The sequence below is a fragment of the Veillonella sp. VA137 genome, from assembly GCF_003992015.1.
GTDB lineage: Bacteria > Bacillota > Negativicutes > Veillonellales > Veillonellaceae > F0422.
The window spans coordinates 1-18,071 of the sequence record NZ_RQVK01000017.1 but is presented as its reverse complement, the minus strand read 5'-3'; the positions used below and the strand labels follow the sequence as shown (position 1 = coordinate 18,071).

Annotated in this window: 1 protein-coding gene; it reads right to left on the bottom strand. The window is 42.6% G+C overall.

All coding sequences use genetic code 11. From position 1 onward, the window contains the following. Positions 1 to 61: 61 nt before the first annotated feature. The gene (locus EO116_RS07535) at positions 62 to 17,629 is read right to left on the bottom strand and encodes a YadA-like family protein (RefSeq protein ID WP_164726098.1); all 17,568 of its coding nucleotides are present in this window, start codon (positions 17,627 to 17,629) and stop codon (positions 62 to 64) included. Positions 17,630 to 18,071: the final 442 nt, after the last annotated feature.

Genomic DNA, 18,071 nt, shown 5'->3' with positions numbered 1-18,071 from the left:
TCAGGAGGGTTTTCTTATGAAAGTCTATGACCTTTCTTTATGGGGAATAGAATTACTTCTATTATTTAATACCCATGTGAGCCATAAGCATTTTAATTTGTGCTTTCATTTCTTCATTGTCTTGCATTACTTTTTCATAGTTTTCTTTCATGCGTGCATTGTCTGCTTTTACTTGCTCGTTATCTGCTTTCACTTGTGCATTTTCAGCCTTAAGTGCAGATACTTCGTCTTGTAAAATGTAGACGGAAGAAATTGGACCACCTTTGTAGCGTTCAGGAATCATGCTGTCTTCTCCACCGAATCGGTATGTCACACCTGCATTCATCATGTTTTCGCCACCGCCAACGCTGACACCTACGTTGAACATAGTATCTTCGTTTGCATAATGGGCTACCCCTAACGCAAGAGCTTTATTGCCTTTGTAAGCACCAACGCCTGCCATCACTTGTGATTTTTTAAGTGGATCGTAGCTTAATGGGTTCATCGCTGCTAATGCTGCTGCATGAGCGCCTGCTTCGTTCACTTTTGCCGTCACAGTATTGGTAGCTGCGTTTAATTGACCAACCGTAGCTGCATCAGATTCATATACACCCGGTGCTACATTGCTGATTGTGTTGCCACCATTGTCTAAGCCATCTTTTGTTAAGCTTACCACTGGTTTGTCATTGCTTCCAATACGGATACCACGACTATCCACTACAGATACTGTTTTCAATACTGGTTTCAACTCTTTTGTATTGTCATCTTGTTTAAAGATAACGTGACCATCTTCTGTTGTTAACCGTTCTTCATAACGAGTACCTGCTGCTGTTGTAGTCGTTACCAATCCTGCTACAGGTTTATTCGCATTGTCTACTTGAACCTTTCCATCACTGAGTAAGTTGTTAACCGTGTATGTTGTGCCATTACCGTTTACCACTGTAGAAGAGTTAACAATTGGGTTACCGTTACCATCTTTTTGAAGGATTACATTACCATCTTTATCTTTCTTAGGAATAGGGTTACCCTTAGCATCTAATTTTAATAGACCTTTGTCAGTTTTTTCAAACTCAGGTAAGTAACGGTCATACTTAGACTTACCATCAGCCATGTTAAGATCTTTCGCCAATTTCACAGTCATCGTAGCTGGTTTACCATCTTTCGCTGGAGCCAATTCAACACCGATGTTGTTATCTGTTAATCCAGATGTTGCGCCACCTTGGATAGCCAATGTATCGCCTAAGCCAACTTCAGCTGCTAGTGGTTTATCGCCAACTTTTGTATCCGCTGTGAATACACGGCCTTTGCTTACACGATCGGCTACATCTTTCAATTGACCCTGTGTAGCTGCTTTGGAACGTTCTTTAGCTGCATCAGAATCAGGTTTAGCTTTTGCTTCTTCAGCAGAGGCTACTTTCGTAGGATCCCAGGTTGTATTACTTAAACCATCCACAGCTTTTGTAGTAATGGATTCCATACCAGTCAATGTAGATGCCAACGTAACATTTAATGTACCTTCTTTCGTCGCATCCTTCTCAACAGTGATATTGTTAGTTCCTACTAAGTGCAATGTTTCGCCAAGTTTACGTTCAACTGTTTCATCCGCCTTGTTGCCTGTGAAAGTCATTGCTTTATTAGCTAATGCTGTCACTTCGCCTTTATCTGCTTTTTTGTCTAACTCAGATTTGTCAGCTTTGCCTTCTACTGTTTTCGCTAAGTCTGCAACAGTGGATTTATCAGCTTTGCCATCCACTTTGTCCGCTAAACCTTTAACAGTTGCTTTATCGGCTTTATCAGCTAACTTATTCGCAAGATCCTCAACAGTAGACTTATCTGCTTTGTTATCAAGGGCTTTTTCAACAGCATCTACCTTCGCAGCAATGCCATCTACTTTTCCTAATTTCGTTGCTGCATCATCAGACAAGCCAATGATGACTTTGCCATTTTCGCCAGTTACGATATTTAGGCCTGGTTTAGCAGATTCTGCAGTGTTTGTTGTACCATCACCAGTAACGAAATCTAATCCTTGTTTCAAGGATACTGTTTTCGCTTTTTCATCGGCATCACCATTCGTACGATACGTAATAGGAGCATCTAGGTCTTTCACAGTTACAGTAGCATCACCGAAGTTTACTTTGCCTGGATCTGCTTTTGTAGCTCCATCCGCTGCTTTACCTGGTGTAACAGTGATTGTATTCGTACCGTTTTTAATCACTAGATTATCTGTACCGTTACCAGAGATACCTTTCATATCTGTTAAAGTATCTGCTAATTTTACCACTAAGCCGTTTGCATCTGTAGTAGAGTCTTTTTCCACACGGATATTAACACCTGCTTCTGTTGCTGGAGTTGTAGCACTTGGCGTGAAGTTTTTCGCACCTTTTACAGTTAATGTAGTACCTAATGCACGTGTTACGTCTTTTACATCATCACCTTGGAAAGTTAATCCTTTCGCAATGATTTCAGTCGCTGTGCTGTTCAAGTCACTTACATTCACTGCTGCATGTTTTGTATTCACATCACCTGCTGCCGTGTTCAAACGATCTAAGAATGGAGAGTTAGCATTATCTTTTGGTGCAGCTGGAATTGCAGAGGCTACGTTGTTGATGACTGTAGTACCACCTGTTGTAGAACCATCTGGGTTCACTAGACGAGCTTGTGGAGTTTTCACTTCTACAGCATCATCTGCTTTTGTACCATCTGCTTTTACTTTGTCAGCTGGATACCATTTGCCATCGCTGGCTTTCACAACACGGTTGCCGTTTTCATCTGTGTACACTACGGTACCTGCTTCACCATTACGAAGCGCATTCACTTTCGTAGTTAAGTCTTTACCGTTCAAGCCATCTGCGCCAGTTAAGCCGTCTTTGCCCATACCAGCATTGTTGCCTGTACCAGATTTGCCATCACGGCCATCGATACCATTAGCACCATCAGCGCCTACTGCCTTAGCAATATCAGCTACTTTCGCTAATGTATCTTTTGTCGCTTGAGACAATGCTACTGTATACGTACGTACTTTATCAGTATCTTCAGCGCCACCAGTGACTTCAATGCCATCACCTTTGATAACCTTCGTATCGATCGCATCTACTGTGTATGTTGTTACATGGTCTGTTGTTTTAGGTGTGACTGCAACATTTTTACCAGCTGCCACTTTTACAGCGCCTGCTGCTAAATCTTTGACTGCATTTTTGCCATTATCGCTTAGGTTACCTAAATCTTTATTCGCTGCATTATCGATAGCATTACGAGTCGCTTCATTTAAGCCAAATGTTACTTTACCGTCGTCACCGGCTACAATTTCGATACCAGCTTTTGCAGGTTCTGCAGTGTTAGCAGTACCATCACCTTGAACAAAGTCTAGACCTGTTGTTACCGCTACTGTTTTAGCTGTGCCACCATTTGCTTTATAACCTAAGTTAGCTACGCCACCAACTTTGCTGTCTACATACGCTTTATTTGCTGCGTCTGTATTAGCACCTGGTTCGCCAATATTGGTTAATTTAGAGCCACCGAAGTCTACATCACCTTTTGCACCATTAGCACCAGGGTTTACTGTGATAACTGCATTGTCACCATTTTTAATTGTCAATGGATCTGTGCCATTACCAGAGATACCTTTCATGTTAGTTAGCGTATCTGCTAGGCTTACCGTTAAACCATTCGTAGGGTCGGATGCTACTTGGATGTTCACTCCTGGTGTTGCAGTTGCTGCTGGTGTAAAGTTTGCTGCACCTTTCACGGCTAATGTAGTACCTAATTTACGAGTTGCATTCGTGCCAGTATCTGCACTGAAAGTAAGTGCTTTTTCTGCTAATTCGTTCAATGCTGTTACATCTGCTTTTTTCGCTAATTCAGTATGTAATTGGCCACCATTGATCGCATCTTTGGAGTTTTCTCCAATCGTGCCATCTGCAATGTTGCTTAACTTAGTACCTGTTGCACCTTTTGCTGTTGTAGTCGTTCCATCTGGATTTACTAAACGAGCTTGTGGCGCATCTACTGGAGTAGCAGTTACACCTTGTGGAAGTTGATCTGCAGGTTTTAACTCACCTTTGTCATTAACAGCTTTAGCATCATACCATTTGCCGTCATTAGCTTTCACAACACGGTTGCCTTTGTCATCTGTGTACACCACTGTACCAGCTTCGCCGTTACGAAGTGCATTCACTTTAGATGTTAAGTCTTTACCGTTCAAGCCATCTTGACCAGTTAAGCCTTTATCGCCTGCCACTGCTGTTGCATCATCAGCTGCTTTACCAGTGCCTGCTTTGCCATCACGGCCATCAGTTGCTGTGTCGCCAAGTTTCGCTGCACTGTCGATGACTTTACGAGTTGCTTCATCTAAACCAATGTTCACAACGCCATTTTCTTCTGTAGTGATAGCGATACCAGTTTTAGCCTCTTTGCTATCTGTATCTTTTGTAGGACTTTCAGTATTAGGTGCTAAATCTGTTGGCGCAATTGTACCTGTACCAGATTTGAAATGTAAACCATCAGCTACGCCAACTTTTTTAGTCTCTGTTTCAGCATTTGCTTTGTAACCTATCTTAGCATTACCTGTGGCAGCTGCCGTCGCTTCTCCCACTTTAGTATCTACATACTCTTTATTCGCTGCATCTGTATTCGCTTTTGGAGCTGCTACATTAGAAATCACTTTGCCACCAGCATTGATGCCATCTTTACCGATAGTCACCGTTGTCACTGTTGGTACTGTACCAGCAGGTGCATTTTCAGGCACTGCTTGTGTATTCGTAATAGTTAAGTTATTTCCATCTAAAGCAAGTTTAGTGCCTGCTCCGTCAGTCGTTGCTGCATTCGTAATAGAAGTAATACCTACTAAGTCTTTTGCCAAACCAATTTCTAATTTATTATCTGCTTTCTTAGTACGGATATTGTTCGCTGCTGTTGTTGCCGTTGCAGGAACTGTACCTTCACCAACGATATCTAAGGTTTCACCTAATTGTTTTTTGATACCTTGTTTATCATTACCTTGGAATGTTAATCCTTTCGCAATGATTTCAGTAGCTGCGCTGTTCAAGTCACTTACGTTGACTGCTGCGTTTTGTGTGTTTGCATCACCCGCTGCTGTATTCAAACGATCTAAGAATGTAGGGTTAGCAATTGGTTGATTTGCATCATCTTTAGCTGTATTTGGAATCGCAGACGCTACGTTGTTCAATACTGTCGTACCGCCACTTGTTGTACCATCTGTGTTCACTAAACGAGCTTGTGGTTTTGTTACTTCCACCGCATCAGCTGCTTTTGTACCATCTGCATTGACTTTATTCGCAGGATACCATTTGCCATCATTAGCTTTCACAACACGGTTGCCGTTTTCATCTGTGTATACTACGGAACCAGCTTCGCCATTACGAAGAGCATTTACTTTCGTAGTCAAGTCTTTACCATTCAAGCCATCTGCACCAGTTAAGCCGTCTTTGCCCATACCAGCGTCAGCGCCTGTACCAGATTTACCGTCTCGACCATCGATACCGTTAGCACCGTTAGCGCCTACTGCTTTAGCAATATCACTTACTTTTGCTAATGTATCTTTTGTAGCTTGAGACAATCCTACTGTGTAGTTACGTGCATTAGTAGTTGTATCTACTGTATCGCCACCTGTAACAGACAAGCCTTCTCCCGCTGCTACTGTTGTATCGATAGCATCTACTGTGTATGTTGTTACATGGTCTGCTGTTTTAGGAGTTACTGTTACATTTTTACCAGCCCCTACTTTTACAGCGCTCGCTGCTAAGTCACGTACTTCATTTTTGCCAGCATCATTTAGATTATCTAAATCTTTATTCGCTGCGTTACCAAATTTTGTATCTACATAGGCTTTATTCGCTGCATCTGTATTTGCACCAGGTTCTCCTACATTTGTTAATTTAGATCCACCGAAGTCTACGTCACCTTTAGCGCCAGCTGCACCCGGTTTTACTGTGATAACAGCATTGTCACCATTTTTAATTGTCAATGGATCTGTGCCATTACCAGAAATACCTTTCATGTTGGTCAAAGTATCTGCTAATTTCACTACTAAGCCGTTTGCATCTGTAGTTGGATCTTTTTCCACACGGATGTTAACGCCTGCTTCTGTTGCTGGAGTTGTTGCACTTGGTGTGAAGTTTGTAGCACCTTTTACAGTTAATGTAGTGTCTAACTTACGTTCTACACCTTGGTTATCATCGCCTTTGAAAGTTAATGGTTTAGCTGCATTTTCTTTCACTGTATTGATACGAGCATCTAATTTTTCAACTGCTGCGCCTACATTGTTAACAGTGTCTGTGCCACCTGCTGCATCATCTTTTGTGATATTGTATGCAGGTTTTGTTAATGTTCCATCATTGCCAACTGTTGCATTACCACCAAGAGCATTCGCTAATTCTTGTTTAGCAGTATACAATTGGCCACCATTGACAGCATCTTTCGATTTGTCAGCAATCGTGCCATTAGCAATGTTGGATAATTTCGTACCTGTTGCACCTTCTGCTGTTGTAGTTGTACCATCTGGATTTACTAAACGAGCTTGTACTGCTGTTACTTCCGTAGCATCAGCTGCTTTGGTACCATCTGCATTGACTTTGCCAGCAGGATACCATTTGCCATCGTTAGCTTTTACAACACGGTTGCCGTTTTCATCTGTGTACACCACGGAACCCGCTTCGCCATTACGAAGAGCATTGACTTTCGTAGTTAAGTCTTTGCCGTTCAAGCCATCTGCTGCTGTTAACCCGTCTTTGCCCATACCAGCATCAGCGCCTGTACCAGGTTTTCCGTCACGGCCATCTACACCGTTAGCACCTACTGCTTTAGCAATGTCATTTACTTTGTCTAATTTTGTTTTTGCATCGTTAGACAAGCCAATGATCACTTTACCGCTATCTCCAGCTACGATTTCGATGCCAGATTTTGCGCTTTCTGCTGTATTCGCTGTTCCATCGCCTTGAACAAAGTCTAGACCAGTTGTTACTGCTACTGTTTTAGCTGTTCCACCATTGGCTTTATAGCCTAGGTTAGCATTACCTGTAGCAACATTATTTACATTTTCAATTGCTTTTTCCAAATAGCCTTTGTTAACAAGGTCATTAGCATCTGTAGGTGTAGCACTACTTGTGATTTTAGAAGTGCCAAAATCTACTTTACCAACTTGTGCTGGTTTCGTTACTGTGCCGTCAGGACTTGTTTCCGCTGCTGTTGTTGGTGTAATCGTAATGGATTGGTCACCGTTTTTGATAACCATTGGATCTGTGCCATTACCAGAGATACCTTTCATGTTGGTTAACGTATCTGCTAAGCTCACAGTTAAACCATTCGTAGGGTCGGATGCTACTTGGATGTTCACACCTGGTGTTGCAGTTGCTGCTGGTGTGAAGTTTGCCGCACCTTTTACAGCTAATGTCTCACCTAATTTACGACTTGCATTAGTTCCAGTATCTCCACTGAAAGTAAGTGGTTTGTCTGCTAATTCATTCAGTGCTGTTACATCTGCTTTTTTAGCTAATTCAGTATGTAATTGACCACCGTTGATAGCATCTTTAGAGCCAGCTTTGATTTCACCATCTGCGATATTGCTTAACTTAGTGGTACCGCCAGTTGTTGTACCATCTGGGTTCACTAAACGAGCTTGTGGTTTCGTTACTTCCGTAGCATCAGCTGCTTTTGTACCATCTGCATTGACTTTGCCAGCAGGATACCATTTGCCATCGTTAGCTTTCACAACACGGTTGCCGTTTTCATCAGTGTACACCACTGTTCCAGCTTCGCCGTTACGTAATGCGTTCACTTTTGTAGTTAAGTCTTTACCGTTTAGGCCATCTTCTTTTGTTAAGCCGTCTTTACCCATACCAGCATCAGCGCCTGTACCAGGTTTGCCGTCACGACCATCTACACCGTTAGCGCCTACTGCTTTGGCAATATCGCCTACTTTTGCTAATGTATCTTTTGTAGCTTGAGACAATCCTACTGTGTAAGCACGTACCTTATTAGTATCTTCCGTACCACCAGTGACTTCAAGACCTTCTCCAGCTGCTACTGTCGTATCGATAGCATCTACTGTGTAAGTTGTTACATGGTCTGTTGTTTTAGGTGTGACTGTAACATTTTTACCAGCCGCTACTTTTACAGCACCCGCTGCTAAGTCTTTAACTTTCTCTTCGCCTGCAGTGCTTAGGTTATCTAGGCTTGTATTGGTTTTGCCTGCTAAAGCTGTTACATCTGCTTTTTTCGCTAATTCAGTATGTAATTGACCACCGTTGATTGCATCTTTGGAGTTTTCTCCAATCGTGCCATCTGCGATATTGCTTAACTTAGTGGTACCGCCAGTTGTTGTACCATCTGGGTTCACTAAACGAGCTTGTGGTTTTGTTACTTCCACCGCATCAGCTGCTTTTGTACCATCTGCATTGACTTTACCAGCAGGATACCATTTGCCATCGTTAGCTTTCACAACACGGTTGCCATTTTCATCTGTGTACACTACGGAACCAGCTTCGCCGTTACGAAGTGCATTCACTTTTGTAGTTAAGTCTTTACCATTCAAGCCATCTGCTGCTGTTAAGCCGTCTTTGCCCATACCAGCATCAGCGCCTGTACCAGGTTTGCCGTCACGGCCATCTACACCGTTAGCGCCTACTGCTTTAGCAATATCATTTACTTTGTCTAATTTTGTTTTCGCATCGTTAGACAAGCCAATGATGACTTTGCCGCTATCGCCAGCTACGATTTCGATGCCAGATTTTGCGCTTTCTGCTGTATTCGCTGTGCCATCGCCTTGAACAAAGTCTAGACCTGTTGTTACTGCTACTGTTTTAGCTGTTCCACCATTGGCTTTATAGCCTAGGTTAGCATTACCAGCTGCTGTTTGGTTGACCGCTTTAATCGCTTCATCTACGTAGAACTTATTCGCTGCATCTGTATTGGCACCAGGTGCTCCTACATTTGTTAATTTAGAGCCACCGAAGTCTACATCACCTTTAGCGCCATTAGCACCAGGTTTTACTGTAATAACTACATTGTCACCATTTTTAATTGTCAATGGATCTGTGCCATTACCAGAAATACCTTTCATGTTGGTCAAAGTATCTGCTAATTTCACCACTAAGCCGTTAGCATTTGTAGTTGGATCTTTTTCTACACGGATGTTCACGCCTGCTGCTGTTGCTGGATTCGTAGCACTTGGTGTGAAGTTTTCCGCACCTTTTACAGTTAATGTAGTACCTAATGCACGTGTTACAGCTTGCGCATCGTCGCCTGTGAAAGTAATTGGATCCGCCGCATTTGCTTTTTGGCCTAATGCAGTATTGATAGTTGTAATATCTGTTTTCGTAGCTAAGCCACTAATTTTGAACTCTTTACCAGTAGCTTCTGCGCCTGTACCATCTTCTTGTTTTACAGTCACAACGCCATCATCACCAACAGCATATGTATCTGCTTTTACATGAAGTTCAGAAGCCTTATCTACTTTGCCTGCTAAAGCTGTTACATCAGCTTTTTTCGCTAATTCGTCATGTAATTGACCACCGTTGATGGCATCTTTAGAGCCAGCTTTGATTTCACCATCTGCGATATTGCTTAACTTAGTTGTACCGCCAGTTGTTGTACCATCTGGGTTTACTAAACGAGCTTGTACTGCTGTTACTTCCGTAGCATCAGCTGCTTTGGTACCATCTGCATTGACTTTGCCAGCAGGATACCATTTGCCATCGTTAGCTTTTACAACACGTTTGCCGTTTTCATCTGTGTACACTACGGAGCCAGCTTCGCCGTTACGAAGAGCATTTACTTTTGTAGTTAAGTCTTTACCGTTCAAGCCATCTGCTGCTGTTAAGCCGTCTTTGCCCATACCAGCATCAGCGCCTGTACCAGGTTTACCATCACGACCATCTACACCGTTAGCGCCTACTGCTTTAGCAATGTCATTTACTTTATCTAATTTTGTTTTCGCATCGTTAGACAAGCCAATGATCACTTTGCCGCTATCTCCAGCTACGATTTCGATACCAGATTTTGCGCTTTCTGCTGTATTCGCTGTGCCATCGCCTTGAACAAAGTCTAGACCTGTTGTTACCGCTACTGTTTTAGCTGTGCCACCATTTGCTTTATAGCCTAGGTTAGCATTACCAGCTGCTGTTTGGTTGACCGCTTTGATAGCTTCATCTACGTAGAACTTATTCGCTGCATCTGTATTAGCACCAGGTGCTCCTACATTTGTTAATTTAGATCCACCAAAGTCTACATCACCTTTAGTGCCAGCTGCACCCGGTTTCACTGTGATAACAGCATTGTCACCATTTTTAATTGTCAATGGATCTGCGCCATTACCGGAGATACCTTTCATGTTAGTTAACGTATCTGCTAAGCTCACAGTTAAACCATTCGTAGGGTCGGATGCTACTTGGATGTTCACACCTGGTGTTGCAGTTGCTGCTGGTGTGAAGTTTGCCGCACCTTTTACAGCTAATGTTTCGCCTAATTTACGAGCCGCATTCGTTCCAGTATCTCCACTGAAAGTAAGTGGTTTGTCTGCTAATTCATTCAATGCTGTTACATCTGCTTTTTTAGCTAATTCAGTATGTAACTGACCACCGTTGATAGCATCTGTAGAACCAGCTGCAATGTTGCCATCTGCAATGTTGCTTAACTTAGTTGTACCACCAGTTGTTGTTCCATCTGGGTTCACTAAACGAGCTTGTGGTTTTGTTACTTCCACAGCATCAGCAGCTTTTGTACCATCAGCACCTACTTTGTCAGCTAAGTACCATTTACCGTCTTTCGCTTTCACAACACGGTTACCGTTTTCATCTGTGTACACCACGGAACCAGCTTCGCCGTTACGTAATGCGTTCACTTTTGTAGTTAAGTCTTTACCGTTTAGGCCATCTTCTTTTGTTAAGCCATCTTTGCCCATACCAGCATCAGCGCCTGTACCTGGTTTACCATCACGGCCATCAGATCCATTAGTACCAATTGCATCAACTGCTTTTTGTACTTTCGCTAATGTATCTTTTGTATCTTGAGACAATGCCACTGTATAGTTACGTTTGTTTGTAGCTGTATCTACTGTATCGCCACCTGTAACAGACAAGCCTTCCCCAGCGGCTACTGTCGTATCGATAGCATCTACTGTATATGTTGTTACATGGTCTGTTGTTTTAGGTGTGACTGTAACATTTTTACCTTGAGCTACTTTCACAGCTTCTGCTGCTAAGTCTTTTACTGCCGCTTTACCAGCATCATTTAGATTATCTAAATCTTTATTCGCTGCGTTACCAAATTTTGTATCTACATATGCCTTATTCGCTGCATCTGTATTAGCACCTGGTGTGCCAATATTCGTTAATTTAGAGCCACCGAAGTCTACCTCACCTTTAGCGCCAGCTGAACCCGGTTTCACTGTAATAACTGCATTGTCACCATTTTTAATTGTCAATGGATCTGTGCCATTACCAGAAATACCTTTCATGTTGGTCAAAGTATCTGCTAATTTCACCACTAAGCCGTTAGCATTTGTAGTTGGATCTTTTTCCACACGGATGTTAACACCTGCTGCTGTTGCTGGGTTCGTAGCACTTGGTGTGAAGTTTTCCGCACCTTTTACAGTTAGAGTAGTACCTAATGCACGAGTTACAGCTTGTGCATCGTCACCTGTGAAAGTAATTGGGTTTGTTTTCAAACCTTCTACATCAGATGCATTCGCTTTATTGTTTAAAGTATTGTTGATATTTGTAATATCTGTTTTTGTAGCTAAGCCACTGATTTTGAATGCTTTATCAGTAGCTTCTGCGCCTGTACCAGCTTCTTGTTTTACAGTCACAACACCATCGTCACCAACTTTATATGTGTCTGCTTTTACATGGAACTCAGCTGCTTTATCTACTTTACCGTCTAATGCTGTTACATCCGCTTTTTTCGCTAATTCAGTATGTAATTGACCACCGTTAATCGCATCAGTAGAACCAGCTTTAATGTCACCATCTGCAATGTTGCTTAACTTAGTTGCGGTTGTCGTAGAACCAGTTGGGTTCACCAGACGAGCTTGTGGAGTTGCCACTGCTACTGCATCAGCAGCTTTTGTACCATCTGCATTAACTTTATTCGCTGGATAGTATTGACCATCATTAGCTTTTGCTAAACGGTTACCGTTTTCATCAGTGTACACTACTGTACCAGCTTCGCCGTTACGAAGTGCATTCACTTTTGTAGTTAAATCTTTACCATTTAATCCGTCTTTGCCAGTTAAGCCTTTGTCACCTGCTGTTGCATCAGCTGCTTCTGGAGCTTTACCAGTACCTGCTTTACCATCACGACCGTCAGCGCCGATTGTGCCTACTGTGTTAGCTAAATTTTCTACTTTTGCTAATTTAGCTTGTGTATCTGCAGACAAAGCCACTGTATAGTTACGTTTATTCGTAGCTGTATCTACTGTATCTCCACCTGTAACAGACAAGCCCTCGCCAGCGGCTACTGTCGTATCGATAGCATCTACTGTATATGTTGTTACATGATCTTTTGTTTTAGGTGTGACTGTAACATTTTTACCTTGAGCTACTTTCACAGCTTCTGCTGCTAAGTCTTTTACTGCCGCTTTACCAGCATCATTTAGATTACTTAAATTTTTATTCGCTACGTTACCGATTTGAGTATCTACATAATTTTTGCTTGCTGCATTATCGATGGCATTACGTGTGGCTTCATTTAAACCAAATGTTACTTTGCCATCGTCACCAGCTACGATTTCAATACCCGCTTTTGCAGTGGCCGCTGTCGTCGCAGTACCATCACCTTGAACAAAGTTTAAGCCTGTGCCAACAGCCACTTGTTTAGCAGTTCCACCATTCGCTTTGTAACCTAAGTTAGACACTGTGCCAATTTGAGTATCTACATAGGATTTATCTGCTTTATCTCCTAATGTATTGTTGATATTAGTAATATCACCTTTTGTAGCAAGTCCTTTAATCTTGAACCCTTTGCCACTATTTTGCGTGCCACTTGCATCTTCTTGAATTAAGGATACTTCACCATTATTTCCTACAGTATAGTCTCCTGCTCTTACATGAAGTTCTGCTGTTTTATCTAATTTAGCTGCAAGATCAGATACATTTGCCTTCGCATTTAATGCCGTATTCACAACGCCAGCTGTCACTAATTTATTCGCATCGCCAGTACTAGTAACGGATCCCGCCAAGTTAGGTGTAATTGTAACAGCACCGTTAGTAGTCGTCACTCCTAATGCATTAGTATTACCACTTGATACAGATTGAATACCTGTAGCATTAACTGTCACAACGCCATTTGCATTGTCGATAGTTACATTGTTGCCTGCTTTTAAAGTTACTTTACCATTTGCATCAGGTGTTACATCAGCTGCAGCTGCTGTACCGCTTTGCGTTTTTAATCCCCAAGCAGCTGCTCTCAACTGTTTCACGTTAACTGCATCGTTATCGTTCACACCGCCTGCTACATTTAGGATACGACGATATTTACCAGACTGACCAACAGATACAACGCCGTACCCTGGATCATCGTTTACTTCACCGCTGAAAGCAGCTGTTGTTTTTGTAGCTGTATCAGCAGAATTTACTTGAGAGTTCAAGCCTAATGCTACAGAATATTTAGCACCTGTTACCTTAGCACCAGCACCAATTGCCACAGAAGATTCTGCATCCTTAGTTCCATCACGTTTTACTTTTGCATTACCGCCGATAGCGATGGCATAGTTGCTTTCAACAACAGCTTCTTTACCGACCGCAATACCTTCTGTAGCACCATTATATACCGTTTTTGAGTCTTTTGTTGTCGTATATCCTGTGTACGCAGCATAACCTAATGCAATGGATTCGCTACCTAATGCATTAGTACTAGCACCAATACCTACTGCATTATTCGCTCGAGTCTCAACTTTTTTACCAATACCTACAGAACCATATCCAGTTACATTGACTTCGGAACCGCCTGCAAATGTATCAGACTCATTGGTATTTACTTTATACCCCACGGCAATACCACGAGCATGGTCCGACTTAGCCTCTAAACCAATCGCGACAGCGCTATGATTGCTAACTTCCACATTGGAACCAATACCTACAGATTTTTCCCCACTGACAGTAACATTCGTACCGATACCTGTAGATAATTGCGCCGAAGTAATAACATCACGGCCTAGGGCTGTAGAATAGTTTCCACTAGCTTTCGTATAAGAACCAACTGCTAGTGCCCCTGCAGCGGTAGCGCCGTCATTGTTTATATTAGATTTCACATCAGCCACACCATTGACAGTTCGATTATCAGTTTCCGTTGTGTTCACAGAATAGTACTTCGGAGCTACGGCTCTCAACTGTTTTACAGTGACTGCATCATTATCATTAACACCGCTAGCTACATTGATAATACGACGTTTTACAGTGCCGTTATTACCAACGGACACAACACCATTACCTGGGTCGTTGATATCCTCATTGGTGAAAGCTGCTTTTGTTGGAGCTTTTGTATCATTATATTCAACAGCAGAATTTAAACCCAAGGCTACAGAATATTTCGACCCTGTAACATTAGCGTTAGAACCTAATGCCACTGCTCCTGTCGCTGCTGCTGCATTATTATTAGCATCTTTTCCTTCTAGTACTTGTGCACCAGGACCAATGGCCACTGCATTAGTAGCTGTCGTAATTTTTGAAGCTGCCCCCAATGCGATAGAGCTAGCTCCATCTACTGCTGCAGCACGACCGATAGCCACGCCATCATTGACACTCGTACCTGCATTAGTGACATTACCAGTTGCAGCATCTACTGTTTTCACAACGCCCACACGTGCATTCGCTCCCATAGCTAAGGAGTTCCAACCACTTACGTTGGAGTTTGTACCCAGTGCTAACGCATTCCAGTAATAGGCTTTTGCATCCTTACCGATAGCCACGCCACCATTACCATTGCTGCCTTCACTCCAAGCTTGCGCATTATCACCGATGGCTACACCGTGGTCAACGTTTGCATAGGCATTAGGACCCATAGCTACCGATTTTTGACCATTCGCATAGGCATATACACCTAACGCTAATGCATTGGTACCTGTGGCTGTATCATTATCGAAGTTAGACTTAATTTTAACAACAGCATTTTTTACCTTTGTACCCATTGGATCGTTGATATCTGGATAATCTTTGGCCTCTTTATTAGATGCCCCTGCAATGGAAAGGAAATGGGCGGATTTATCAGTCCAGTCACGTAACTGTGCCACAGTAACCGCATCGGTATCTAACGCACCTGGTGCTACGTTGACGATACGACGAAGACCACGGCGACCGGTAGACTTACCATCAGCACCTTTCTCATCCCAGCCACCAACGGATACATAACCAGCCGTTACGGCATTTAATTTCGCTAACTCTGTACCCAATGTGGATCCTTGTGGCAAGTATGGATCAATAGATAAACCATGTACATTAGTAGCAGATGCACTGGCACTAAAGTTAGATTGACGAGTATTCGGATTCCCCCAATAATGAGTAGTAGAACGGTAACCTAAAGCAACGGAGTTTTCAAAATCTGCTGTCGCCAAACGGCCCAATGCTGTGGAAGATGCTTTTGTAACTGCTGCCAAATCACCTACTGCCAAAGAACTGGTAGCACCTTCTGCAATTCGAGCCCGTGTACCGAAGGCAATACTGTTCGGTGTATTATTTGCAACATTCGCATTATAACCGACCGCCATAGAGTTCAAGGAGTTATCACCAATGCTTGCACTACTACCAAGAGCTACGGTGTTACCCGCATCGGTACCGATGTTAACATTCGCACCTAACCCAGTAGCATTCATGGAACCATACCCTATCTTAGCACGTACCCCTAACCCGATAGAGGAAACGCTGCGGATATCTGTACCATAACCCATAGCAATACTGTTATCACCCATAACACGAGATCCAGGGCCCATACCAATAGCACCTGCCCCAAACACTTGGGACTGTGTACCAATAGCAATGGAGTTTTCTTTCCGTACTTGTGCCCCTACACCAACAGCAATAGAGTTAGCGGAGTTCTCACTTACATAGGATAAGGAACCAATACCGATACCACTTAAGGAATCTACTACGGAACCAGAACCTTCGGCAATGGCTGATGTCCCTTTGGCAGACGCATAGTAACCAATCGCAATGGCATTGTCACCGCTCTTTTTAGATTTTTGTACAGTTTGTGTATTGCCATCCTCATCTTTTGTAGTTAAGTATACACCATCTAGCTTTTCAACTGTTAATTTGTTTGTTGCATTCTTATCTTCAACGGCGTCTACCACACTTTTAATGGTATTACCCACTGTATTCCAACTTTGATGCGATACTTGACCACCATCTACAAGAGCCATTGCATTCACATCTGTCAACGTGATAGCATCCACGTCTGCTTTTGCGTTATCCATAGCTGTTTTTGCAGCAGCAATAGCCGCCTCTGAAGCTCTAGCATCGATTTTTGCATAATACTCACGTGCTTTATTTTGATACGTCTCTAATGCCGCTAATTGTGCTTCTGAATAATTCCCTAATTTGCTACGCACCGCTTGACGCAATGGGTTCGTTGCACTATGACCATCTGCTGCAGCGATATTATTTGCAATACTCGCATTGGCATACGTTTTGTAACCGAAAGCCAAGGAACCTTTACCTACGGCTTTCGCACTATAACCATAGGACATAGCACCATCATCGGTAGATTCATTTCGGTTACCTACCGCCAAGGATTGAGGCGCGAAGGAACGACTTTGTTCACCGATCGCAACGGCACCCTTTGCATTCTCTGCTGTGTAAGCACGAAGACCCATGGCTGTAGAACCTTCACCGAAGGCATAGGACAAAGTACCAATCGCTGTGGAACCATCTTTATAGGCAATGGAACGAGAACCGATCGCGATGGCACCAACACCACCAGCGTAGGTAGGGCTATACATCTCTGTACCATCTGATAAATAGGAACGATTAAAATCTGACCAAGACGTTAATTTAAAAGGTCCCTTGGCATCATTTTCAGAAGAGTACCATTTACCTTCTCTAAACAGTTTGGCAACAGCCGGATTGTTGCTTTCACCATTACCGAATATACCTTTTAAGGTCTCCCTACTCAAGGAGTCCTTATATTTTGTGGAAATATCGTCATTACCGATGGCGATAGAGGAGTCCCCTGCGGCATACACGTCATTACCGACAGCCGTCGCCTGTTTCATAGCAAACGTGTTACTACCGATCGCCGTACCTTGGCCACCTGCTACATGGGCGTTATTACCAACGGCAGTAAATTTTTCCTCTCTGGCACCCTCAACAATACCATGCGCATAAGAGCCGGCACCAATGATAACAGAGTTCTTCGCCGTACGGTTCAAGTCACCATAGACATTACCATTTCTAATCGGCGCGAATACAACAGAATTACGTGGTAAATGAATATTGCCATTGCCATTAGAATAACTGGAAGCCCCCGTAGCACCTGAATCAAGGTCCGTTTCCACATAAATAATCGCTTGTGCTGGTGGCGCAAAAAATCCAATACCACCAGTGATCAAGAACGCAATAACTGCCCCCTTGCTGTATATCCCTTTGTCTTTCAACACGCGTTTCAGAAATCGCTCGCATTCCTTAAACTCGAAACTCTTTCCCATAAGCCTATCCTTTCTGCTTTTACAAGCAAAACCATTCATCACTACCCTACTCTATCGTTACAGCGTACTCCTTGGTACCGCTGTTATGTATGGTGTAATAGTAAACAACATGTATACACATAGATATGGATATATACCTTCACGATCACATATATCTGAAATCACATGTATATGCTTCATAGTGTCCTAACCATCTAACTCATTGCACAGTCATACTACGCAATTTGTATGAACACTTGCACATTCATCATGCTTCGTAAATTATCTTCAACCTATGTTGTTTTGAATCTTGAAATAAATATACAAAAAGAGTAATATTTTCAAATCGATTAATTTAAATCGATATGTCCATATCTTTATGTATACACATTCACTATATATTATACTAGTTTGCTAGACTTTATACAACGCATAAAGCCTACATTTTTGATAAATAAACGCC